Annotated in this window: 23 protein-coding genes; 5 read left to right on the top strand and 18 right to left on the bottom strand. The window is 60.0% G+C overall.

Translation table 11 applies throughout. From position 1 onward, the window contains the following. Positions 1–10: 10 nt before the first annotated feature. Genes QRN33_RS17635 through QRN33_RS17615 form a run of 5 tightly spaced genes read right to left on the bottom strand, consistent with a single transcriptional unit; the run spans position 11 to position 5,206 of the window. A complete protein-coding gene (locus QRN33_RS17635) occupies positions 11–3,100 on the bottom strand; it encodes a pilus assembly protein (RefSeq protein ID WP_285409442.1) in 3,090 nt (1,029 codons plus the stop codon). Then, on the bottom strand, positions 3,087–3,566 hold the full coding sequence (locus tag QRN33_RS17630) for a pilus assembly PilX family protein (RefSeq protein WP_042610495.1): 480 nt from the start codon (positions 3,564–3,566) through the stop codon (positions 3,087–3,089). The genes QRN33_RS17635 and QRN33_RS17630 overlap by 14 nt, the downstream gene beginning before the upstream one ends. A gap of 10 nt (positions 3,567–3,576) precedes the next feature. Next, a complete protein-coding gene (locus tag QRN33_RS17625; RefSeq protein WP_285409441.1) occupies positions 3,577–4,290 on the bottom strand; it encodes a PilW family protein in 714 nt (237 codons plus the stop codon). Then, positions 4,287–4,736, bottom strand: a complete 450-nt coding sequence (gene pilV, locus QRN33_RS17620; protein WP_064364111.1) for a type IV pilus modification protein PilV — start codon at positions 4,734–4,736, stop codon at positions 4,287–4,289. The genes QRN33_RS17625 and pilV overlap by 4 nt, the downstream gene beginning before the upstream one ends. Then, on the bottom strand, positions 4,733–5,206 hold the full coding sequence (locus QRN33_RS17615) for a GspH/FimT family pseudopilin (RefSeq protein WP_042610498.1): 474 nt from the start codon (positions 5,204–5,206) through the stop codon (positions 4,733–4,735). Before QRN33_RS17615 ends, pilV begins: the two co-directional genes overlap by 4 nt. Positions 5,207–5,336: 130 nt before the next feature. Here QRN33_RS17615 and QRN33_RS17610 point away from each other — a divergent pair, with 130 nt between their 5' ends. Further along, complete coding sequence (locus tag QRN33_RS17610) at positions 5,337–5,906, top strand: GspH/FimT family pseudopilin (protein ID WP_285409440.1); 570 nt, start codon at positions 5,337–5,339, stop codon at positions 5,904–5,906. On the opposite strand, the gene ispH is transcribed toward QRN33_RS17610, so the two are convergent. The 6 genes from ispH to murJ all read right to left on the bottom strand — a co-directional run bounded on the left by ispH (position 5,863) and on the right by murJ (position 13,383). Beyond that, complete coding sequence (ispH, locus tag QRN33_RS17605) at positions 5,863–6,807, bottom strand: 4-hydroxy-3-methylbut-2-enyl diphosphate reductase (protein WP_042610500.1); 945 nt, start codon at positions 6,805–6,807, stop codon at positions 5,863–5,865. The genes QRN33_RS17610 and ispH overlap by 44 nt on opposite strands. A gap of 174 nt (positions 6,808–6,981) precedes the next feature. Beyond that, entirely contained in the window at positions 6,982–7,434 is a 453-nt protein-coding gene (fkpB, locus tag QRN33_RS17600) for an FKBP-type peptidyl-prolyl cis-trans isomerase (protein WP_016773128.1), read from the bottom strand. Then, entirely contained in the window at positions 7,427–7,939 is a 513-nt protein-coding gene (gene lspA / locus QRN33_RS17595) for a signal peptidase II (protein WP_042610501.1), read from the bottom strand. Before lspA ends, fkpB begins: the two co-directional genes overlap by 8 nt. Beyond that, positions 7,932–10,763, bottom strand: coding sequence for an isoleucine--tRNA ligase (gene ileS / locus QRN33_RS17590; RefSeq protein WP_042610502.1), 2,832 nt, complete (start codon positions 10,761–10,763; stop codon positions 7,932–7,934). The genes lspA and ileS overlap by 8 nt, the downstream gene beginning before the upstream one ends. Before the next feature lie 13 nt (positions 10,764–10,776). Next, positions 10,777–11,715: a bifunctional riboflavin kinase/FAD synthetase gene (gene ribF, locus QRN33_RS17585; protein WP_285409439.1), complete on the bottom strand. Its 939-nt coding sequence runs from the start codon at positions 11,713–11,715 to the stop codon at positions 10,777–10,779. Between the two features lie 129 nt (positions 11,716–11,844). Then, the gene (gene murJ, locus QRN33_RS17580) at positions 11,845–13,383 is read right to left on the bottom strand and encodes a murein biosynthesis integral membrane protein MurJ (protein WP_016773124.1); all 1,539 of its coding nucleotides are present in this window, start codon (positions 13,381–13,383) and stop codon (positions 11,845–11,847) included. Between the two features lie 252 nt (positions 13,384–13,635). On the opposite strand from murJ, the gene rpsT reads away from it, so the two are divergent. Then, entirely contained in the window at positions 13,636–13,908 is a 273-nt protein-coding gene (gene rpsT, locus QRN33_RS17575; protein ID WP_003228351.1) for a 30S ribosomal protein S20, read from the top strand. Between the two features lie 181 nt (positions 13,909–14,089). Here rpsT and QRN33_RS17570 read toward each other — a convergent pair whose 3' ends face one another. The 5 genes from QRN33_RS17570 to rplU form a co-directional block, all read right to left on the bottom strand. Then, a complete protein-coding gene (locus tag QRN33_RS17570) occupies positions 14,090–14,557 on the bottom strand; it encodes a CreA family protein (protein WP_042610504.1) in 468 nt (155 codons plus the stop codon). A gap of 10 nt (positions 14,558–14,567) precedes the next feature. Next, positions 14,568–15,686: a glutamate 5-kinase gene (proB, locus tag QRN33_RS17565; protein WP_042610505.1), complete on the bottom strand. Its 1,119-nt coding sequence runs from the start codon at positions 15,684–15,686 to the stop codon at positions 14,568–14,570. A gap of 137 nt (positions 15,687–15,823) precedes the next feature. Beyond that, positions 15,824–17,047 carry an Obg family GTPase CgtA gene (cgtA, locus tag QRN33_RS17560; protein WP_016773122.1) on the bottom strand — a complete coding sequence of 408 codons (1,224 nt, stop codon included), beginning with the start codon at positions 17,045–17,047 and terminating at the stop codon, positions 15,824–15,826. 193 nt (positions 17,048–17,240) lie between these two features. Further along, positions 17,241–17,498, bottom strand: coding sequence for a 50S ribosomal protein L27 (gene rpmA, locus QRN33_RS17555; RefSeq protein WP_016773121.1), 258 nt, complete (start codon positions 17,496–17,498; stop codon positions 17,241–17,243). Between the two features lie 35 nt (positions 17,499–17,533). Next, positions 17,534–17,845: a 50S ribosomal protein L21 gene (gene rplU / locus QRN33_RS17550; RefSeq protein WP_007924746.1), complete on the bottom strand. Its 312-nt coding sequence runs from the start codon at positions 17,843–17,845 to the stop codon at positions 17,534–17,536. Positions 17,846–18,224: 379 nt separating this feature from the next. On the opposite strand from rplU, the gene QRN33_RS17545 reads away from it, so the two are divergent. The 3 genes from QRN33_RS17545 to QRN33_RS17535 all read left to right on the top strand — a co-directional run bounded on the left by QRN33_RS17545 (position 18,225) and on the right by QRN33_RS17535 (position 20,179). Then, positions 18,225–19,193, top strand: coding sequence for a polyprenyl synthetase family protein (locus tag QRN33_RS17545; protein WP_016773120.1), 969 nt, complete (start codon positions 18,225–18,227; stop codon positions 19,191–19,193). A gap of 182 nt (positions 19,194–19,375) precedes the next feature. After that, positions 19,376–19,717: a zinc ribbon domain-containing protein YjdM gene (locus QRN33_RS17540; protein ID WP_285409438.1), complete on the top strand. Its 342-nt coding sequence runs from the start codon at positions 19,376–19,378 to the stop codon at positions 19,715–19,717. A gap of 204 nt (positions 19,718–19,921) precedes the next feature. Further along, positions 19,922–20,179 (top strand): PA4570 family protein, encoded by a 258-nt coding sequence (locus QRN33_RS17535; protein WP_016773118.1) that lies wholly within the window; start codon positions 19,922–19,924, stop codon positions 20,177–20,179. Between the two features lie 130 nt (positions 20,180–20,309). On the opposite strand, the gene bamJ is transcribed toward QRN33_RS17535, so the two are convergent. Then, entirely contained in the window at positions 20,310–20,927 is a 618-nt protein-coding gene (gene bamJ / locus QRN33_RS17530; RefSeq protein WP_016773117.1) for a BamJ family beta-barrel-assembly machinery protein, read from the bottom strand. 120 nt (positions 20,928–21,047) lie between these two features. Continuing rightward, entirely contained in the window at positions 21,048–21,353 is a 306-nt protein-coding gene (locus QRN33_RS17525) for a DUF6482 family protein (protein ID WP_042610506.1), read from the bottom strand. Positions 21,354–21,416 lie beyond the last annotated feature (63 nt).

Raw genomic sequence — 21,416 nt, 5'->3', positions numbered from 1 at the left:
AAATTCTCGCTTACTGGATTTGTCGCCACATGATACGACGGCTGCCGCCGCCACCCTTTTCCACAACTGTGGTGATGACACCACTGGTGTCGCTCACGAGCTTGGTCTTGGCATCTCGGGAAATGACGTTAAGGGTCGGAATGCCACCGGTGAATACCACGCCACTGGATATCGTGTCATTGCTGTCGACCAAACGGTCACCCGTGGTGTCGATCACGGCGTAGTTGAGCATCTTACCGTTGAACGCATCCAGTTCGACCAGTCTGCCCGTACCAAAGCTAGAACACGGGTCAGTGGTATCGACGCTGGCGGTGGTAAAAACGACTCGCCCCAACACAATGCTCGCCTGGTTGATCACGCGCTCGCCGGTCAGCACGTTGTTGTACACCAGCGGCAAATACCAGCCTTTCTCTCCCGGATACGTCGTTTCATTCTGGCTGGTGGTCAGGAACTGCCCGGAACTGCCGGAGAACGAACCGGTAATCGCCTGCGCCTGCAAACTGCTGACGGTGATTTGTCCGGCCCCACCTTCTGCATCCCAGATTGAATAGAACGCCTGCAGATCCTTGTTGGTCTTGTCGGCGGTTTCGTTGAACTTGCCGGTGCCAAAGAAAACCTGCTTGCCGCCCTGAGCGTTATCCGCCAGCAGCGGTTGCGCGGTGATCGGCTGCGTTGCCCCGCCCGGCGCGGTGAACAAAGGCTTGCCGGCAAACGCCACGCCCCAGCTTTCCGGCGCCGTCGCGCTCAGGTCGAATTTCCACATGCGTCCTTTCAGGTCGCCAGCGTAGGCCGCCTGTACCACGTTCGAAGAGTTCACCCTGAGTTCCACGGATGACAGACCGTTGGTGGTTTCCGTGCTGTCGACGACGATTTTTCTGATCAGCGAACCATCCAGCGCATCCAGTACATATAAAGCCGCAACCCCCGAATTGCTGCCGTAGCCATTGGCGATGAAAGTCGCCCAGCGACCATTGGCCAAGCGTGCCACTTCCGGCCTGGCATAGGCGTAACCCAGATCATTGAACGCATTCGCCGTGTTGGCCGTGGCCGGCGCACTGACTTCCCACAGCGCCCTGATCACGTTACCTGCCGAGGCATCGAACAGTTGCAGCCCATAGAAGGTTTTGCCGCCGGCCCCCGTTCCGCCAATGGCCAGGGTTTTCCAGGTGGTTCCGGCCTGCGCATCGAACACGCCGACCTGACCATCCACCAGAAATTTGTGGCTGACGCCGTTGACGTAGTTGGTGTCCGCGATCAGTCGCAGGGAAGGCAGCACGCTGGAGGGCATATAGGCATAACGGCGGGTGCCGTTCGCCGAATTGATCACGTTGACGAAACCGTCGTTGGCGTTCACCACCAGACTGGTATTCATGTTCGCAGCCTTGGTCGTCAGGTAGTTGGTGTAGCTGCTGTCACCCGTCAAATCGGATGCGGTCTTGTCCGAAGGCGACGCGAGCACCAGTGGCGAATTGATGATGTCGCCGAGCAGCGCACTACGCACCTTGAGCCCGGCCTTGTTGGTACCTTTGCTCCACTCGACCAGATCATTGCCGTTGATACCGGTGGGCAGGCCCTGATTCAGCGTGGTCTGCTGGGCTGGGGAAAAGCTGCCGAATGCCAGCGCAATTGGCGCATTGCTCGCGGTGTTCCATGACTGGAAAGTCGACGCCGTGGCAGAGGGCACGATCGAGGTGTCGGTCGACCATTGCGCCGCCGAGGTGTTTACCGTGCCGGTCGAGGTAAAGCCGAACGACCTGATCGTACCGCGCCAATCCTTGGGATCGTAAGTGGTCTGGTAAAAACTGCTGCCACTGCTCAAGGTGCTGCTGCTGGCGACGCCGGCGCCACCGGAGCCGGCCTTGGAAGTGATATCGCTCAATGCCGACGATAACGCCGCATTGAGCCCGGAGCTGTCGGTCGCCTGGTAGTACCTGCCCTGCCCATAACTGGCGGCGTCGGACAACATGTCGTTATCCGCAGCGAAACCGACGGTGTAGGTGTTCATGTTCTGCCGGGGAAAATCCACCGCGTTCCAGCTCTTGCCGGCGGCGTCGGTACCGGTCGAGCGCATGTCGATGTCGAAGGCGAATTTGGCAATGTCATCCAGATACAGGGTGTCGCCTTCGCCGTCACCGTTGAGGTTGTCGCCATCGTTATTCACGCCATCCCAGTTCGGTAAACGGCTGCCCCCCAGTGGATCATTGGTGGGGAACGTACGGTCGTAGGTCGGCAAGCCATCGGTGATCACCACGCCGTAGTTTTTCTGGCAGCGATATTGAATCGGGCTGGTATAGGTCGCCGGCGTGCCGTTGTAATACGGCGCCAGGCCACGCATATAGCGAGTCACTTCGTAATAGCTCTCGGCCAACGGTGTATTGGCCACGGCATTCAAGCCGTTGATCGATGAAATCAGCGCATTGTAGTTAGCGTCCGCCTGGGCCTGGGTCACGCTGCCGGTAACCGGCGACAGATCGGTGATCGAGCGCGCGATGAAGCCACCATTGCCCGGATTGCTGCTGGTGGCCGGGTTGAACGTCGACAGGCCCATGCGCAGGGTGCGGTTGCTGCTGACCAGTGCGGTGGAAACGTTGCGCGCGACGTTCATCCGGTAATCGTTGGGGATCGCCCCCGTGGTGAAGTCGCGGGTGCCGGTGCTGTTAGCCAGGCTGACTATGTAGGAAATGTAATCGGCGGAATACCGAGTGTTCTCGTTGCCTACGGGGTCGGGGAGCTTGAGGCACAAGGGCGCCACGCTGTTGTTGTAGAACGCATAGGCGCCTCCCGAGCAACCGGAAGTCGGCAGGCTCGATAGAAACACTGTGTCGCCGGTAATCTGCGGCGCATTGAGTGCAGAGCACAATCCGAGAAAAGCATTGCACTGCCGGGCGGGTGTGCGGTTGACGTTCGGGTCGAATCCGGCGGCGTAGATAATGCTGTTCATACTCCCCGAATCATCGATCAGCAGCATCACGTTCGGCGCCACCGCAGCCGCGCTCAGCAGCGGCGAATCGGAAGGGGTGAATGCCCACGCCGGCGCCGCCAGATAGAAACTCAGGAGCATGCCGATCAGCAGCGAGGCGCAGCGCTCAATACTTCGCATAGATACTCTCCACCACGCTACGCGAATTGCCGGCGATGCCGACTGCGGTGACTCGATACAACGTCGCCGAGGTGTTACTTGGCACGTTCACTGCCGTCAGGGTCGTGCCGATGTTCTGCACGCCATAGAAGCCATTACCGGCGGCGACCCAGGTCACCCCCGAGGTCGAATTGAAGCCGGCCGAACTGACCACTGACGACTCCGCCGGCGGCAGGCATTGGGTCGTGCCGCTGCACACGGCTAACGAGTAACTGTCCAGCTGCACCGCGCTTTCGCCAACACGCAACGCCGCTTCCGCAGACTGGAACGATTGATTGCGCAGGCTCACGCTGCCGGCCATTTTTTCTTGCAGGTTGGCGCTCTGCATCGACGACAAGCCAATCAACGTGAGTAACAGCAGAAACACCAGACTGACCAGCAAGACCATGCCGCGCTGTGCCTGACGTTGTTGCAAGGAAATCCTCATCACCGCCCCCTCACTGCAAGCGATTGCGCAATGCCGCAACCACGTTGAAGGTTTGATTGCGCACCCGGTTGTTCGGGTCGGTGAGGGTCAGGCTCAGACGCACACTGCGGATGCGCGCGGGATCGCCGGGATTGCTGCTGTAAGTGGAGGCCGCCACGTCGGTCGCGGAGCTGGCCAGGCCGAAGGTGACGTTGAAGGCGCTGACGTTGTTCACCAGCACTTGCTGCGCGGGATTGCCGCTGCCGGTGCCCATGACGATCTGGTTATTGCTGAAGCTGTAGATCAGGCGGCGGATCGGGAAAGCGATTTGCCCCGTGGTCGGGCTGCGCAATCCGCTGTAGGCGACCGCGCTGTTGCGACAGTCTGAAATCACTGTCCAGGTCGGCGTTCCCCCGCCGCTGCCGACATCGGCGGTGACCATGGTCAGCTTGAGACTGGCGTTATCCCAGTTGATCGGGGTGAGTTGCGCGGCGTTGAAGTCGCCCGCGCTGCTCGAATCAGTGATGGTGCCGAGACAGCCGAACATGCCGACCATGCGGATTTCCTGAATCATTTTGCTGAGGACGAAACGCGCGTCCTCCTGCATTGCTGCGGCGCTGTTCTGACTGACGTAGGTGTTTTTTGCGGCGATGAAAATCTGCACCACACCGAGTACAACGATCAAACCCAAAGCCAATGCGATCAGCAACTCGATCAAACCGAAACCACGGCTGGCATGCTTCATGGCGTGGCCACCGGATCGACCGCCGCCCGACTGGTCAGCACGAAACTGCGCTGAGCACTGGCAGCGTTGGCAGCGCGCGCATCGCTCCAGGTAATGGTGATGGTATAGACACGCTGGTTGAGGGTGATGCTGCCCGTCGCGGTCGGACCGCCAAAGTTGGCGATATTGGTGGTGAAGTCGTAGAGATCCTGATCCCGCGCCACGCTGAGGTTGCCCGAGGTCGGCGGCGTAGTGGTGTAGTCGGCGCCGGAATTGGCGCGAATGCGGTCCATCATGTCGTAGGCAATAAAGCTCGCCTGACTGGTCATCCGCGAACTGTCGGTGTACTTCAGCGCATTGAGTTGCACTGCCGCCGCGCCCAACAGGCCGACAGTGAGAATCAGCAACGCGACCAGCACTTCGATCAGCGTCATGCCCTCCTGTGCGATTTTGCTCCCTGCCCTCATCCGCAATTTCCACCCAGTTGAATGCGTCCGTTCAAACACACGTTCAGCGTCCTGCTTTGCGTGCCCAGCGTGTAACCGATGACCACCGCCGTCGACGGTGCCGCCAGACCGCCAAGATTGTTGAAATCCAGTGCGGTCACTCCTAAAGGTAGCGTCAGAGTCGCCCCGCTGCTCATCGCTGGAACAACCCGCAACACATTGGCCGGATTGCCGGTACTGTCGTAGACCGCCAGCTCACCGGTCCAGACACTGCCGCCAGCGGTCGGACGCAAACGCGTGGTCACGCCGCGATTGATCGCTTCGAGGCGAGCAAAATTGATTGCGCGCTGCAGGTCGCCGACTTCGGTATCCGCCTTGCTGCTCTGAATCGTACGGGTAAAGGCCGGCACCGCCAGCGTGATCAGTACCAGGAACACCGCGATGGCGACCAGCAACTCGACCAGCGTGAAACCTTTTGTACGAAGATCCATCGATGCCCTCCGTTGCCGTCGGCTATACCTGCTTCTACACGCTAGAACATTCGCTTGGCACATGCCGACTGATTTGCCCTGCGCGGCGCACGGATTGCGCTGCTCACACCACTCCACGGAGGGATTTTTCATGCCGCAACACGGTTTCAGCCTGATTGAACTGCTTATGGGACTGGCGATTGGCGCAATTGTTCTGCTGCTGGTCAGCCCGGCGTTCGCTGCGCTCAAGGAAGCGACTCAACGCGATCATGCGGCGCAATCGCTGATCGAAGGTATTCGCCACGCCCGCACGCTGGCTATGACACACAATCACAGCGTGGTGATCCATGGCATTGACGGCGACTGGAGCCGTGGCTGGCGAATCATTCTGGATCTGAGCGGCAAGGGTTCGGAGGACAGCAGCAATCCGCTGCTGGTTGAACGTGCCAGTGAGGCGAAGGTGCCGATTATCGGCAACTGGTGGGTGAGCCGCTATGTGCGGTTCAGTCATCTGGGGCAACCGCTGATGCCGGGACGGCGATTTCAGGCGGGGACAATACATATCTGTTCGCCGCACGCACCGGTCAGCCAGCGGCAGATCGTGCTGGCGGCGACCGGTCGCGTGCGCCTGAGCAGTCAGGAGACCGAACAGGCGCTGTGCGACAGCAGCAGGAACGTCAGATCGAGCGGACGCGCAGCTCTTTCGGCATCGAGAACGTGATGTTCTCTTCACGGCCGGCCAGCTCATCGGCACCAGTCGCGCCCCAGGCCTGCAATTGCTGAATGACGCCACGCACCAGCACTTCCGGTGCCGAGGCGCCGGCGGTAATGCCGATGCGCTCGACGCCGTCGAACCAGCTCTGTTGCAGGTCTTCGGCACCGTCGATCAGGTAGGCCGGGGTCGCCATGCGTTCAGCCAGTTCACGCAGACGGTTGGAGTTGGAGCTGTTCGGGCTGCCGACCACCAGTACCACGTCGCACTCGTCGGCCAGTTGCTTGACGGCGTCTTGACGGTTTTGCGTGGCGTAGCAAATGTCGTCCTTGCGCGGACCGCCGATCGCCGGGAAGCGCGTGCGCAGGGCATCGATGACGCGGCTGGTGTCGTCCATCGACAACGTCGTCTGGGTGACGAAGGCGAGTTTTTCCGGGTTGCGCACTTGCAACTCGGCCACGTCCTTCTCGTCTTCGACAAGATAGATCGCACCGCCATTGCTGGCATCGTACTGACCCATGGTGCCTTCGACTTCCGGGTGACCGGCGTGGCCGATCAGGATGCACTCGCGACCGTCTCGGCTGTATTTGGCGACTTCGATGTGCACCTTGGTTACCAGCGGGCAGGTTGCATCGAAAACCTTCAAACCACGACCGGCGGCTTCGTTGCGCACGGCTTGCGAAACACCGTGGGCGCTGAAGATGACGATGACGTCATCGGGCACCTGATCGAGCTCTTCGACGAAAATCGCGCCACGGCTGCGCAGGTCTTCAACGACGAACTTGTTGTGCACCACTTCGTGACGCACGTAGATCGGCGGCCCGAAGACTTCCAGGGCGCGGTTGACGATTTCGATCGCCCGGTCCACACCGGCGCAGAAGCCACGGGGGTTGGCGAGTTTGATTTGCATGCTGTGCCTCGTGTCTTGCGCGCAAGAAATAACGAATTCTGTGGAAAACAGTGTGGGAGCGACGGTGTGACGATTCGACCTGCTCGCGAAAGCGGTGTGTCAGACAACACCAACGTTGAATGTCATTCAGCATTCGCGAGCAGGCTCGCTCCCACATTGGTTTTGCATTATTACTCAGATCGCTTTGACGCTGATGATCTCGACATCAAAGGTCAGCGTCTTGCCGGCCAGAGGGTGGTTGAAGTCGACGGTCACTTGCGTGTCGTCGAATTCCTTCACCACACCTGGCAATTCAGTATTGGCCGCATCGTTGAAGATCACCAGCAGGCCCGGTGACAACTCCATGTCGGTAAACTGCGAACGCGGGATGGTCTGCACGTTCTGCGGGTTCGGCTGACCGAAGGCGTTTTCCGGCTCGACGGTCAGGGTGCGCTTGTCGCCGGCCTTGAAGCCGAACAGTGCGGCTTCGAAACCCGGCAGCAGGTTGCCGTCGCCGACCTTGAAGGTCGCCGGGGCCTTGTCGAACGTACTGTCGACGGTATCACCGTTTTCCAGGCGCAGGGCAAAGTGCAGCGTGACTTCGGTGTTCTGGCCGATGCGTTGCTCAGTCGATAGCGGTTCAGTCATGAGCGGCCTCTTCGGTTTTCTTCGATTTGAACATGTCCAGCGCCAGCATGATCGCGCCGACGGTGATCGCGCTGTCGGCAATGTTGAACGCCGGGAAATACCAGCGGTTCTGCCAGTGCACCAGAATGAAGTCGATCACATGGCCCAGGGCAATGCGGTCATACAGGTTGCCCAGCGCGCCACCCAGCACCAGCGCCAGGGCGACGGCCAGCCAGGTGTCGTTGCGGCCCAGGCGCTTGAGCCAGACCACCAGCACGGCACTGACCACAATGGCGATCAGGGCAAACAGCCAGCGCTGCCAGCCGGAGCTGTCCGCGAGGAAGCTGAAGGCGGCGCCGGTGTTGTAGGCCAGGGTCCAGCTGAACAGATCGGGAATGATCACGATCTGCTGGAACATTTCGAGCTTGCTTTCGAAGTAGAACTTGCTGGCCTGGTCAATGACCAGGACCAGCAGGCTCAACCACAGCCAGCTCAGCCGTCCGAAACGGCCAACGGCATCAGGCATAGTGACGAACCTCGCCAGCGCCGCTGATGTTGTCGACGCAACGACCGCAGATTTCCGGATGCTCCGGGTTCACGCCGACGTCTTCGCGGCAGTGCCAGCAACGTGCGCATTTCGGGAAGGCCGATTTGACGATCTTCAGTTTCAGACCACTGACTTCGGTGACCACGGCATCGGCCGGAGCCTGCACGAATGGCGCAACGCTGGCAGTCGAGGTGATCAGGACAAAGCGCAGCTCGTTGCTCAGCTTGGCCAGATCGGCGCTCAGCGCTTCTTCGGCAAACAGCGTTACTTCGGCCTGCAGGTTGCCACCGACGGCTTTCGCCGCACGCTGGATTTCCATCTCTTTGTTGACCGCGACTTTCACTTCCATGATGCGATCCCAGTAGGCGCGACCCAGCTCGAAGCCTTCCGGCAGCTCGGTCAGACCTTCGTACCAGGTGTTGAGCATGACGGATTCGTTACGCTCGCCTGGCAGGTATTGCCACAGCTCATCGGCAGTGAAGGCGAGGATCGGCGCGATCCAGCGCACCAGCGCTTCGGAGATGTGGAACAGCGCGGTCTGGCACGAGCGCCGTGCCTTGCTGTCGGCGCCGGTGGTGTACTGGCGGTCCTTGATGATGTCGAGGTAGAAACCACCCAGCTCCTGCACGCAGAAGTTGTGGATCTTCGAGTAGACGTTCCAGAAACGGTATTCGCCGTAGTGCTCTTGCAACTCGCGTTGCAGCAGCAGCGTGCGATCCACCGCCCAGCGATCCAGCGCCAGCATGTCTTCGGCCGGCAGCAGGTCGGTGGCCGGGTTGAAACCGGTCAGGTTGGAAAGCAGGAAGCGCGCGGTGTTACGGATACGACGATAGGCGTCGGCGCTGCGCTGCAGGATCTGCTCGGACACCGCCATTTCGCCGGAGTAGTCGGTCGAAGCGACCCACAGACGCATGATGTCGGCGCCCAGGGTGTCGTTGACCTTCTGCGGCGCGATCACGTTGCCTAGCGATTTGGACATCTTGCGGCCGGACTCGTCGACGGTGAAGCCGTGCGTCAGCAGTTCGCGGTACGGCGCGTGGTTGTCGATGGCGCAACCGGTCAGCAAGGACGAGTGGAACCAGCCACGGTGCTGGTCGGAACCTTCCAGGTAGAGGTCGGCACGCGGGCCGCTCTCGTGACCCATCGGGTGCGAACCGCGCAGGACGTGCCAGTGCGTGGTGCCCGAGTCGAACCAGACGTCGAGGGTGTCGCTGATCTTGTCGTACTGAGGCGCTTCATCGCCGAGCAGTTCGGCGGCGTCGAGTTTGAACCAGGCCTCGATGCCTTCGACTTCAACGCGTTTGGCGACTTCTTCCATCAGCTCGACGGTACGCGGGTGCAGCTCGCCGCTTTCCTTGTTGAGGAAGAACGGGATCGGCACGCCCCAGTTGCGCTGACGCGAGATGCACCAGTCCGGACGGTTGGCGATCATCGAGTGCAGGCGCGCCTGGCCCCAGGCCGGGACGAACCTGGTGTCTTCAATGGCTTTGAGCGAGCGCACGCGCAGGGTGTCGCCGCTGGTTGGCTCCTTGTCCATGCCGATGAACCACTGCGCGGTGGCGCGATAGATCAGCGGGGTCTTGTGGCGCCAGCAGTGCATGTAGCTGTGTTCGATGACGGTGGTGTGCATCAGCGCACCGACTTCGGTCAGTTTTTCGACGATGGCCGGGTTGGCCTTCCAGATGAACTGGCCGCCGAAGAATTCCAGCGACGGCACGTACACGCCGTTGCTCTGTACCGGGTTGAGGATGTCGTCGTTGACCATGCCGTATTTCTTGCAGGTCACGAAGTCGTCCACGCCATAGGCCGGGGCGGAGTGAACCACGCCGGTGCCAGCGCCCAGTTCGACGTAGTCGGCCAGGTACACCGGCGACAGGCGATCGTAGAACGGGTGACGGAAGTTGATCAGCTCCAGTTCTTTACCGGTGGTGGTGGCGATGACCGAACCTTCCACGCCATAGCGCGCCAGGCAGGCTTCCACCAGCTCTTCAGCCAGCACCAGCAGCTTGTCGCCGATATCGACCAGCGCGTAGTTGAATTCCGGGTGCACGTTCAACGCCTGGTTGGCCGGGATGGTCCACGGGGTGGTAGTCCAGATCACGATCGCAGCAGGTTTGCCCAGCGAGGCCAGACCGAACGCGGCAGCCAGTTTGGCCTCGTCAGCGATCGGGAAGGCCACGTCGATGGTCGAGGACTTCTTGTTCTCGTACTCGACTTCCGCTTCAGCCAGGGCCGAACCGCAGTCGAAGCACCAGTTCACGGGCTTCAGGCCCTTGAACACGAAACCACCCTTGACGATCTCGGCGAGGGCGCGGATTTCACCGGCCTCGTTCTTGAAATCCATGGTCTTGTACGGGTTGGCGAAGTCGCCCAGCACGCCGAGGCGGATGAACTCGGACTTCTGCCCTTCGATCTGCTCAGTGGCGTAGGCACGGCACAGCTCGCGGGTTTTATCCGCGCCGAGGTTCTTGCCGTGGGTCACTTCAACCTTGTGCTCGATCGGCAGGCCATGGCAGTCCCAGCCCGGGACGTATGGCGCGTCGAAGCCCGACAGGGTTTTCGAGCGGATGATCATGTCCTTGAGAATCTTGTTCAGTGCGTGACCGATGTGGATCGTGCCGTTGGCGTACGGAGGGCCGTCGTGCAGGACGAACTTCGGACGATCCTTGCCAATCTCGCGCAACTTTCCGTACAGGCCAATACTGTCCCAGCGCTGCAGGATCTGCGGTTCGCGCTGTGGCAGGCCGGCCTTCATTGGGAAGGCGGTGTCCGGAAGGTTTAGCGTGGCTTTATAGTCGGTCATTTAAGGCTCTTCATTAGCGATGGGCGCTAGGTGCGGCTAGTGCACGGGCGGTGGCGACATCCGCATTGATCGCCGTTTTCAATGCCTCCAGAGAGGCGAAGCGCTGCTCTTCACGCAGCTTTTGGTGGAAAACCACCGTCAAACGCCGGTCATACAGATCGCCGGCAAAATCTAACAGATGGACCTCGAGGTGGGCTTTGCCATCCCCTTGCACCGTGGGGCGCACGCCGATATTGGCGACGCCGGGCCAGGTCTTGCCGTCGATGTCGACATTCACCAGATACACCCCGGTGAACGGCACGCGACGACGCTTGAGTTGAATGTTGGCAGTGGGTGTTCCCAATTGCCGGGCCAGTTTCTGGCCATGCAGCACGCGACCGGCGATGCGGTACGGACGGCCGAGCAAGCGTTCGGCCAAGGCAAAATCGGCGGCGGCCAATGCGTTGCGCACTTGCGTGCTGCTGACGCGAATGCCATCCAGTTCGACAGTTTGCGCGGCTTCGACGGTGAACCCGTGAACCTGCCCGGCCTGCATGAGGAAAGCGAAATCGCCGAGGCGGTCGCAGCCGAAGCGGAAATCGTCACCGACCTCCAGATGCTGCACGCCGAGGCCATCGACCAGAATGGTATCGACGAATTCGCTGGCGCTGAGCTTGCTCAGGCGCTGGTTGAAGGCCAGGCATAAAACCCGGTCGACGCCTTCGGCGGCGAGCAATTGCAGCTTGTCACGCAACCGCGCCAGACGCGCCGGAGCGGTGTCGGGAGCAAAGAACTCCCGTGGCTGCGGCTCGAAAATCACCACGCAGCTGGGTACGCCCAACTCGAGCGCACGCTCACGCAGTCGGGCCAGGATAGCCTGGTGACCACGGTGAACACCGTCAAAGTTGCCAATAGTGGCGACGCAGCCCCGATGCTGGGGGCGCAAGTTGTGGAGGCCTCGAACCAGCTGCATAACGCGCTTCTTGCTCATAAAGTGGTCGATTATAACCACACCCGACGGCCGACGACAGGCAACACCGTAACGCAAAGTGAACGAGCCGACAAAACCGTCGACCCGTGCCTGTCGATAAAGGCTGAAACCTTAGCTCAAGGCCTTGCGATTGAAGTCGCGCAGGCGGAAACCCAGCAGCAGCAACATACCGAAATACGCCACCACCCCGGCCACCACCAGCGCGCCCAGGCGCAAGAAGCGCTCAAGCATGTGCCCCTCATCCCAGGCGGGCATGAAATGCATGCCGGCCAGCAACACCGCGGACATCACCGTCACCGCAACAACCAGTTTGAAACCGAACTTGCCCCAGCCCGGCTGCGGTTGATACATCTTCTGCTTGCGCAGTTGATAGAACAGCAACCCGGCGTTGAGGCAAGCACCGGCACTGATCGCCAGCGCCAGACCGGCGTGGGCCAGCGGCCCGATCAGCGCCAGGTTGAACAACTGCGTGCAGACCAGCGTGAAGATTGCGATTTTCACCGGGGTACGGATGTTCTGTTGCGCATAAAAGCCCGGCGCCAGCACCTTGATCACGATAATCCCGAGCAGGCCGACCGAATAGGCGATCAGAGCACGTTGGGTCATCTCGGCATCGAAGCCACTGAACTGACCGTACTGGAACAGCGAAACGGTCAGCGGTTCGGCGAGAATTCCCAGCGCCAGCGCGCACGGCAGCACCAGCACAAAGCACAGGCGCAGCCCCCAGTCGAGGATGCGTGAATACTCGTGGCGATCCTTGCTGGCGTAGGTCTTGGCCAGCGTTGGCAGCAGAATCGTACCGAGCGCCACACCCAACACGCCCGAGGGCAACTCCATCAAACGGTCGGCGTAGTACATCCACGACACTGAACCTGCGACCAGAAACGAGGCGAAGATGGTGTTGATGATCAGCGAGATCTGACTGACCGACACACCGAGAATCGCCGGCAGCATCTGCTTCATCACCCGCCACACGCCGCTGTCGCGCAGGTTCAGGCGCGGCAGCACCAGCATGCCGATCTTTTTCAGGTGCGGCAGCTGATACAGCAATTGCGCCAGACCGCCGACCAACACCGCCCAGCCGAGGGCCATGACCGGCGGATCGAAGTACGGCGTGAGGAACAGCGAAAACACGATCATGCTGACGTTGAGCAGAGTCGGCACGAACGCCGGCACCGAGAAGCGGTTCCAGGTGTTGAGGATCGCGCCGGCCAGCGACGACAGCGAGATCAGCAATATATAAGGAAAGGTCACCCGCAACAGATCGGAGGTGAGCTGGAATTTTTCCGGGGTATCGGTAAAACCCGGCGCCGTGGCCCAGATCACCCAGGGCGCGGCGATCATGCCCAGCGCCGTCACTACCGCCAACACCAGCGTCAACAGGCCCGACACATAGGCGATAAAGGTGCGCGTCGCCTCTTCGCCCTGCTGACTTTTATATTCGGCCAGAATCGGCACGAAAGCCTGGGAGAAAGCGCCTTCGGCAAAGATCCGCCGCAGCAGGTTGGGCAGTTTGAAAGCAATAAAGAAGGCGTCCGTGGCCATCCCGGCGCCGAATGTCCGCGCGATCAGCGTGTCACGAACAAAACCCAGAATCCGGGAAAGCATCGTGATAGAGCTGACGGCGGCCAACGATTTGAGCAGATTCATTGAGAGAGTTTGTGCCTGTCGATAAACAGCAGGCGAACAATGCGCCCACTTGTGCGATACTCCGCGCCGCAACAGCACAGAGCCAAAGCTCGCGAGTTTACAGGTCAAGCGCCGGAAATAAATATCCCGCCTCTTTATACCTACCACTTAGCGGAACGATTCAAGTGCCCTTGACAAGACAAGTCTTCATCGGCATGATTCGCGGCCTATTTTGTTTGCTATTTCCTAAAAAGTCTTTCGAGGAGCTCGACGGTGGCCAACTCACCTTCCGCCAAAAAACGTGCAAAACAGGCTGAGAAGCGTCGCAGCCACAACGCCAGCCTGCGTTCCATGGTTCGTACCTACATCAAGAATGTAGTTAAGGCCATCGACGCAAAAGACGCTGAAAAAGCTCAAGCTGCATACGTTCTGGCTGTGCCAGTTATCGACCGTATGGCCGATAAAGGCATCATCCACAAGAACAAGGCTGCTCGTCATAAGAGCCGTCTGAATGGCCACGTCAAAGCGCTGAAAGAAGCCGCTTAATCGACGTAGTCATTAAAAAACCGACCTCAGGGTCGGTTTTTTATTGCCTGGGATTCAACAAGCTACAGGCAAAAAAAGTAGGAGTGAGCCTGCTCGCGATGGCGGCGTATCAGTCGATGCAATTGTTGACTGATACACAGCTATCGCGAGCAGGCTCACTCCTACAATTGGTTTTGCGGTGTTATGGCTGCACAGGCACCCACGGCAGGATCGGGATCGCTGTCACAGCATTCTGCGGACTACCCTCGATCAGGCGATCGCTGTAGACCAGATACACCAGGGTGTTGCGCTTCTTGTCGAGGAAACGCACGACCTGCATGGTCTTGAACACCAGCGAGGTGCGCTCCTTGAATACCTCGTCGCCATCCTTCAGCTCGCCCTTGAACTTGATCGGCCCGACCTGACGACAAGCGATCGATGCCTCGGCGCGATCCTCTGCCAGACCGAGACCCCCCTTTACCCCGCCGGTCTTGGCGCGTGACAGGTAGCAGGTCACGCCCTCGACTTTCGGATCGTCGAACGCCTCGACCACGATCCGGTCATTCGGCCCGACAAATTTGAACACCGTCGACACCTGACCGATCTCTTCGGCCGAGGCCAACAGCGGCATGGCCATCAACAGGCCCAACAATCCTTTCGCTACGCGCATCGAATTTTCCCTAGACCAGAATCAGGTTGTCACGGTGAACCAGCTCCGGTTCAGCCATGTAACCGAGCAAACCGACAATCGCATCCGACGACTGACCGATGATTTTTTGCGCCTCCAGGGCGCTGTAATTGGCCAGCCCCCGCGCGATCTCACGACCGTCCGGCGCCACGCAGACCACCATCTCACCACGCCGGAAACTGCCCTGAACCAGTTTCACCCCTACCGGCAGCAGACTTTTGTTGCCCTTGGACAACGCCGACACTGCCCCTTCATCCAGCACCAGAGTGCCACGGGTTTGCAGATGCCCGGCCAGCCACTGCTTGCGCGCCGCGAGCATGCCGCGCTCAGGCGACAGCAGCGTACCGATGCGCTCGCCCGCCTTGAGGCGATCGAGCACGCGCTCAAGCCGCCCACCGACGATGATGGTGTGCGCCCCGGAACGCGCCGCCAGGCGCGCCGCGCGCAACTTGGTCTGCATGCCGCCGCGCCCCAGGGCACCGCCGGTACCGCCGGCGACCGCATCGAGCGTCGGATCATCGGCGCGCGCTTCATAAATCAACTGCGCATCAGGATTGTTGCGCGGATCGGCGTCGAACATGCCGTCGCGATCGGTGAGGATCACCAGCAGATCGGCCTCGACCAGATTGGCCACCAGCGCCGCCAGCGTGTCGTTGTCGCCGAAGCGGATTTCGTCGGTCACCACGGTGTCGTTTTCATTGATCACCGGAATGACTTTCAACTCGACCAACGCACGCAAGGTGCTGCGGGCATTGAGGTAACGCTTGCGGTCAGACAGGTCGTCGTGGGTCAGGAGAATCTGCGCGGTGTGCCGGCCATGCTCGGCGAAGCTCGATTCCCACGCCTGCACCAGGCCCATCTGACCGATCGCAGCGGCCGCCTGCAACTCGTGCATGGCACTGGGTCGCGAGGTCCAGCCCAAGCGACTCATGCCGGCCGCCACCGCCCCGGAGGACACCAGCACCAGCTCGACGCCCGCTTCATGCAGCGCCACCATCTGCTCGACCCAGACACTCATTGCCGCGCGATCCAGCCCTTTGCCATCAGCTGTCAGCAAAGCGCTGCCGATCTTCACGACCCAACGCTGCGCACCTGTCACCTTGCTCCGCATCATCTTCAACCTTAGCTTGAGGGCAGCGCGACCTGGCACTGCCCGTGACGTTAATCGTGGCGATTGCTGACCAACGATCGATTTCCGGATACTAAAACGCCGCTCGATTGAGCGGCGTTCAAGTTTATCGCAACGGATCAGTCACGCACGTAAATGATTTCCGGACCGTCTTCGTCATCCACATCTTCTTCGTCCCAGTCATCGTCGCCGATGTCATGGACCGACTTCACGCCACTGCGGCGCAGGGCACGCTTGTCGTCCAGCGCCTGCAACTGCGCACGAGCTTCATCTTCGATGCGCTGATCGAGATCGGCCAGCTCTTCCTTGTACGCAGGGTCTGCGGCCAGGCGATCGGCACGGTCTTCCATATAACGCATGATGTCGTGGCACAGACGCTCGGTACCGATCTTGGCGATGGCCGAGATCACGTACACCGGACCGGTCCATTCCAGACGATCGACGATTTCCTTGACGCGAGCATCGTGCTCTTCTTCAAGGATCTGATCGCACTTGTTCAGCACCAGCCAGCGATCACGCTCAGCCAGCGACGGGCTGAATTTGATCAGCTCGTTGACGATCACTTCAGCCGCGTCCGGAGCACTGGAATCATCCAGCGGCGCCATGTCGACTAGGTGCAGCAGCAGACGGGTACGCGCCAAGTGCTTGAGGAAGCGAATGCCCAGGCCGGCACCGTCGGAAGCGCCTTCGATCAGACCCGGAATGTCGGCAATGACGAAACTCTTCCAGCGATCGACGCTGACCACACCCAGGTTCGGCACCAGCGTGGTGAACGGGTAGTCGGCGACTTTCGGCTTGGCCGCCGAGACCGAACGGATAAAGGTACTTTTACCGGCGTTCGGCAAGCCCAGCAGACCGACGTCAGCCAGCACTTTCATTTCCAGTTTCAGGTCGCGCTGCTCGCCCGGCTTGCCCGGCGTGGTCTGACGCGGCGCACGGTTGGTACTGGATTTGAAACGGGTGTTGCCCAGACCGTGCCAGCCGCCCTGCACTACCATCAGTTTCTGCCCGGCCTTGGTCAGGTCGCCGATCACTTCCTGAGTGGCGGAGTCGATCACGGTGGTGCCGACCGGCACGCGCAGGATCAGATCTTCACCCTTCTTGCCGGTGCAGTCGGTGCTGCCGCCGTTGGAGCCACGCTCGGCATCGAAGTGGCGGGTGTAACGGTAGTCGACCAGGGTGTTGAGGTTTTCGTCGGCCATCATGTAGATGGAACCGCCGTCACCGCCATCACCACCGTTCGGGCCACCGTTCTCGATGAATTTTTCCCGACGGAAACTCATGGCACCGTTGCCACCGTCACCAGCCTTTACGCGAATCGATACTTCATCAACAAACTTCATAACCAACGCCTCTCGCCGTACGGACGAGCCGAAAAACAATCAAGACATAAGACTCTTGCAAAAATGAGCGCAGCGACCCCAAGACACGACCTGCATCGCACGCCGACAGCCCATACAAACAGCTTTGCAAGAGACTCACCCCACAAACGAAAAAGCCCCGTCGCAAGACAGGGCTTCTCCAGCGATCTCGCGATTAAGCCGCGATTACGCTCACGTAACGACGACCGAAGGCGCCCTTTACTTCGAACTTGATCACGCCTTCGATTTTAGCGAAGAGAGTGTGATCCTTGCCCATGCCAACGCCGTAGCCAGCGTGGAATTGGGTGCCGCGCTGACGCACGATGATGTTGCCGGCCTTGATGACCTGGCCGCCATACATCTTCACGCCAAGGCGTTTGGCTTCTGAGTCGCGACCGTTACGGGTACTACCACCAGCTTTTTTGTGTGCCATGAGTTCAATTCTCCTAGTGAGGAATTAGGCTGTAATTAAGCCTGAATACCGGTGATTTTGATCTCGGTGAACCACTGGCGGTGGCCCATACGCTTCATGTGGTGCTTACGGCGACGGAACTTGATGATGCGGACTTTATCGTGACGACCTTGGGAGATCACTTCAGCCTTGACGGTTGCGCCAGCAACAACTGGTGCGCCGATGTTCACGTCGTCGCCATTGGCGACCAGCAGAACGCGATCAAAAGTCACGGATTCGCCAGTAGCGATTTCCAGTTTTTCGATCTTCAGGTATTCACCTTCAGCGACCTTGTATTGCTTACCGCCGGTAACGATTACTGCGTACATGGTATTTCTCCGATAATCCTGCTCACCCAGCTCTTTATAAGAAGAGGTATTGGCTGGCATGGCTGCATGGGGCTGGAACGGCCCAAGTGCAATTGCGTAAGGCAGGTGCTGCCCAGGAAGTTCAGGGTGCGCGATTGTACGCAAGCAATCTGCGTCGCGCAAGTGGCCGACAGGCACTGTGAAAGCGTCGCGAGCGAAGGCAAGACAAGGAAAAAACAGGCGAGGAAGCGGAGTTTACGGGTTGTAAATGAGCATTCCGAGCCTGTTTTTGACGCAGGATTGCCGAGCGCAGCAGCTTTCACAGTGCCTGATCGTGCCTTGACAGGTCTGGGTGGGGGTCCTAGCATGCCGCGCAACCCTTCTGGAGCGACTCTCGCTGATGCAACCCCAAGCTTTCTACCGCGCGGTGGCGGACGATTTTAGCGCCGTCGACGGCATCATCAAGAAGCAGCTGACGTCTCGAGTGCCGCTGGTATCGAAAATCGGCGATTACATCACTTCGGCCGGCGGCAAACGCCTGCGTCCTTTATTAGTGTTGCTGTGTGGCAAGGCCCTGGGTCGCGAAGGCGACGACATGCGCCTGCTGGCCGCCACCATCGAATTCCTGCACACCGCGACCTTGCTGCATGACGACGTCGTCGACATGTCCGGCATGCGCCGTGGCCGCTCGACCGCCAACGCCATGTGGGGCAACGCTCCAAGCGTGCTGGTCGGCGATTTCCTGTATTCGCGCTCGTTCGAAATGATGGTCGAACTGGGCTCGATGCCGGTCATGAAGATTCTGTCGCAAGCCACGCGCATCATCGCTGAAGGCGAAGTGTTGCAGCTGTCCAAGGTGCGTGACGCCAGCACCAGCGAAGAAACCTACATGGAAGTCATCCGCGGCAAGACCGCGATGCTCTTCGAAGCATCGACCCACAGCGCCGCCGCCCTGGCCGGCGCCACCGCCGAGCAGAGCGAAGCCCTGCGCACCTTCGGCGATCACCTGGGTGTGGCATTCCAGCTGGTTGATGACCTGCTTGACTACAAAGGCGACGCGGAAACCCTGGGCAAGAACGTCGGTGACGATCTGGCCGAAGGCAAGCCGACCCTGCCGTTGATCTACACCATGCGCGAAGGCACGGCCGAACAGGCAGCGCTCGTGCGTCAGGCGATCCAGAAAGGCGGGATCGAAGACCTCGAAAGCATCCGCATCGCCGTCGAGGCGTCGGGTTCGCTGGAATACACCGCGCAACTGGCCCGCGATTACGTGGCCCGTGCAATCAAGTGCCTGGAAGCGCTGCCGGCCAGCGAATATCGCGATGCACTGGTTGAACTCAGCGAGTTCGCGGTCGCCCGCACGCACTGATTCATCCCCTGTGGGAGCGAGCCTGCTCGCGAAAGCGTTCTGCCAGCTGACAGTTATGTTGTCTGGCAGGACGCCTTCGCGAGCAGGCTCGCTCCCACAGTTGTTTCTGCGCTATGCCCTTCGCAGCCTAAAACCCTATACAATGTGCGCCCTTTAGCCCTCCTGATACCCAAGGAACCTTAGTGAGCACGTTGCCACCCTGCCCGAAATGCAATTCCGAATACACCTACGAAGACGGCACCCAACTGGTCTGCCCCGAGTGCGCCCACGAGTGGTCTGCCAGCGGCGAAGCCGAAGTGGCGGCCGATGATGCCGTGAATAAAGATTCGGTCGGCAACGTCCTGCAGGACGGCGACACCATCACCGTGATCAAGGATCTCAAGGTCAAGGGTACTTCGCTGGTGGTCAAGGTCGGCACCAAGGTCAAGAACATCCGCCTGTGCGATGGCGATCACGACATCGACTGCAAGATCGACGGCATCGGCCCGATGAAGCTCAAATCCGAGTTCGTCAGAAAAGTCTGAGCCTTGTGTCATCCATCCCGCGCCAGCCGTGGGATGGAGCGCTGCCCTCCCCGCTTCAGCTCAATGAATCCGCGCATGGCCATCAGCCAGCCATTTTGACCTGACACAACCTTTACCTGGAAAAATCCACGATCCGCCAATAGGCACTTGCTATTTGATGAATAAGAATTATTCTCATTGAAACCTTTCAAGGAGATGAGACCCATGACTTATTTGATCGACGCCTGGCTGGATCGCCCACACCCGTACCTCAGAATCCTCCATCGGGAAACCGGCGAAGTCTGTGCGGTGCTTGAAGAAGAAGCCTTGCATGAACTGCAGGATCAAGGTGATCTGGACGTCAGCAGCCTCAATTCCAGCGAGCCGCTGGTGCTCAAGGAGCTGGTGCGCAATCTGTTCCTGTTCTGCTATGCCCGGGCATTGCGCCCGACCAATGAGCTGCACAACAAGATCGAAATATGAAACGCGGTCAAAACTGTAGGAGTGAGCCTGCTCGCGATAGCGGTGTGTCAGCCAGCCAATCAACAACTGACACACCGCGTTCGCGAGCAGGCTCACTCCTACATTGGCCTGCCATCAAGCAGGCTGGGGATTACAGAACGTCCAGCAGCTCGACGTCGAACACCAGAACGCTGTGCGGCGGGATGCTGCCCACGCCTTGTGCGCCGTAAGCCAGTTCGCTCGGCACGTACAGGCGCCATTTGCTGCCGGCGTTCATCAGTTGCAGGGCTTCGGTCCAGCCAGCGATCACGCCGCCAACCGGGAATTCAGCAGGCTGGCCGCGCTCGTAGGAGCTGTCGAACACAGTGCCGTCGATCAGCGTGCCGTGGTAGTGCGTGCGCACTTGGTCTTCACGGGTCGGCTTGGCGCCGTCGCCCTGGGTCAGCACTTCGAATTGCAGGCCGGAAGCCAGGGTGGTGATGCCGTCACGCTTGGCGTTTTCCGCGAGGAAAGCCAGGCCTTCGCCAGCCGCGGCTTCAGCCTTGGCAGCCGCTTCGGCTTGCATGATTTCGCGGATCACCTTGAAGCTGGCGGACATTTCTTCCTGGCCAACACGGCTTGGCTTGCCGGCGAAAGCGTCGGTCAGACCGGCCAGGATCGCGTCCAGGCTGACACCCGGTGGCGGGTTGTCGCGCAGCTGGTCGCCAAGTTGGCGGCCGATACCGTAGCTGACGCGGGTTTCGTCGGTGGACAGATTTACTTCGGACATGACACTGCTCCGCTGTGCGGACGGCCACAGGACTTGCCGTGCGTGCACAGCGCGTCCCGGCGCGCCCGGAACCAAAAGGGCGAGCAGACTAGCACAGATACCCTGGGCCTGGGGCCGGCCCTACAGCGCCGAGCGCCAGGCCAGCGGCACTTTCAGACTTTCATTGATGCCACCGCCCAAACCGCACATTTCATCGTGCACCGAGGTGTGTACCAGATTGAACGGCAGCACCGGAAACGCATGCAGCATGTCCCGCGCGTGCTCGACAGAACGAAGAGTCAGGGTTTTGCCCAGCGGATCATGCAGCGGATGAGCCGCCCCGTGCATGCGCGCTTCCAGCAGATAGATCCCGCCTTCCATGGAAATCAGATTCAACTCATCGACCTTGCCGGCGATGGCATACGCGTTCAACTCTTGCAGGTTCATGGAAGCACCTCAAACGGTGGAGAATCGCACCATTACAGAGTTAGGCCGCTGCGCTTGAAAGCA

Source organism: Pseudomonas sp. FR229a, assembly GCF_030209115.1.
GTDB lineage: Bacteria > Pseudomonadota > Gammaproteobacteria > Pseudomonadales > Pseudomonadaceae > Aquipseudomonas > Aquipseudomonas moraviensis_A.
This window is presented reverse-complemented; position numbering and strand designations above follow the sequence as displayed.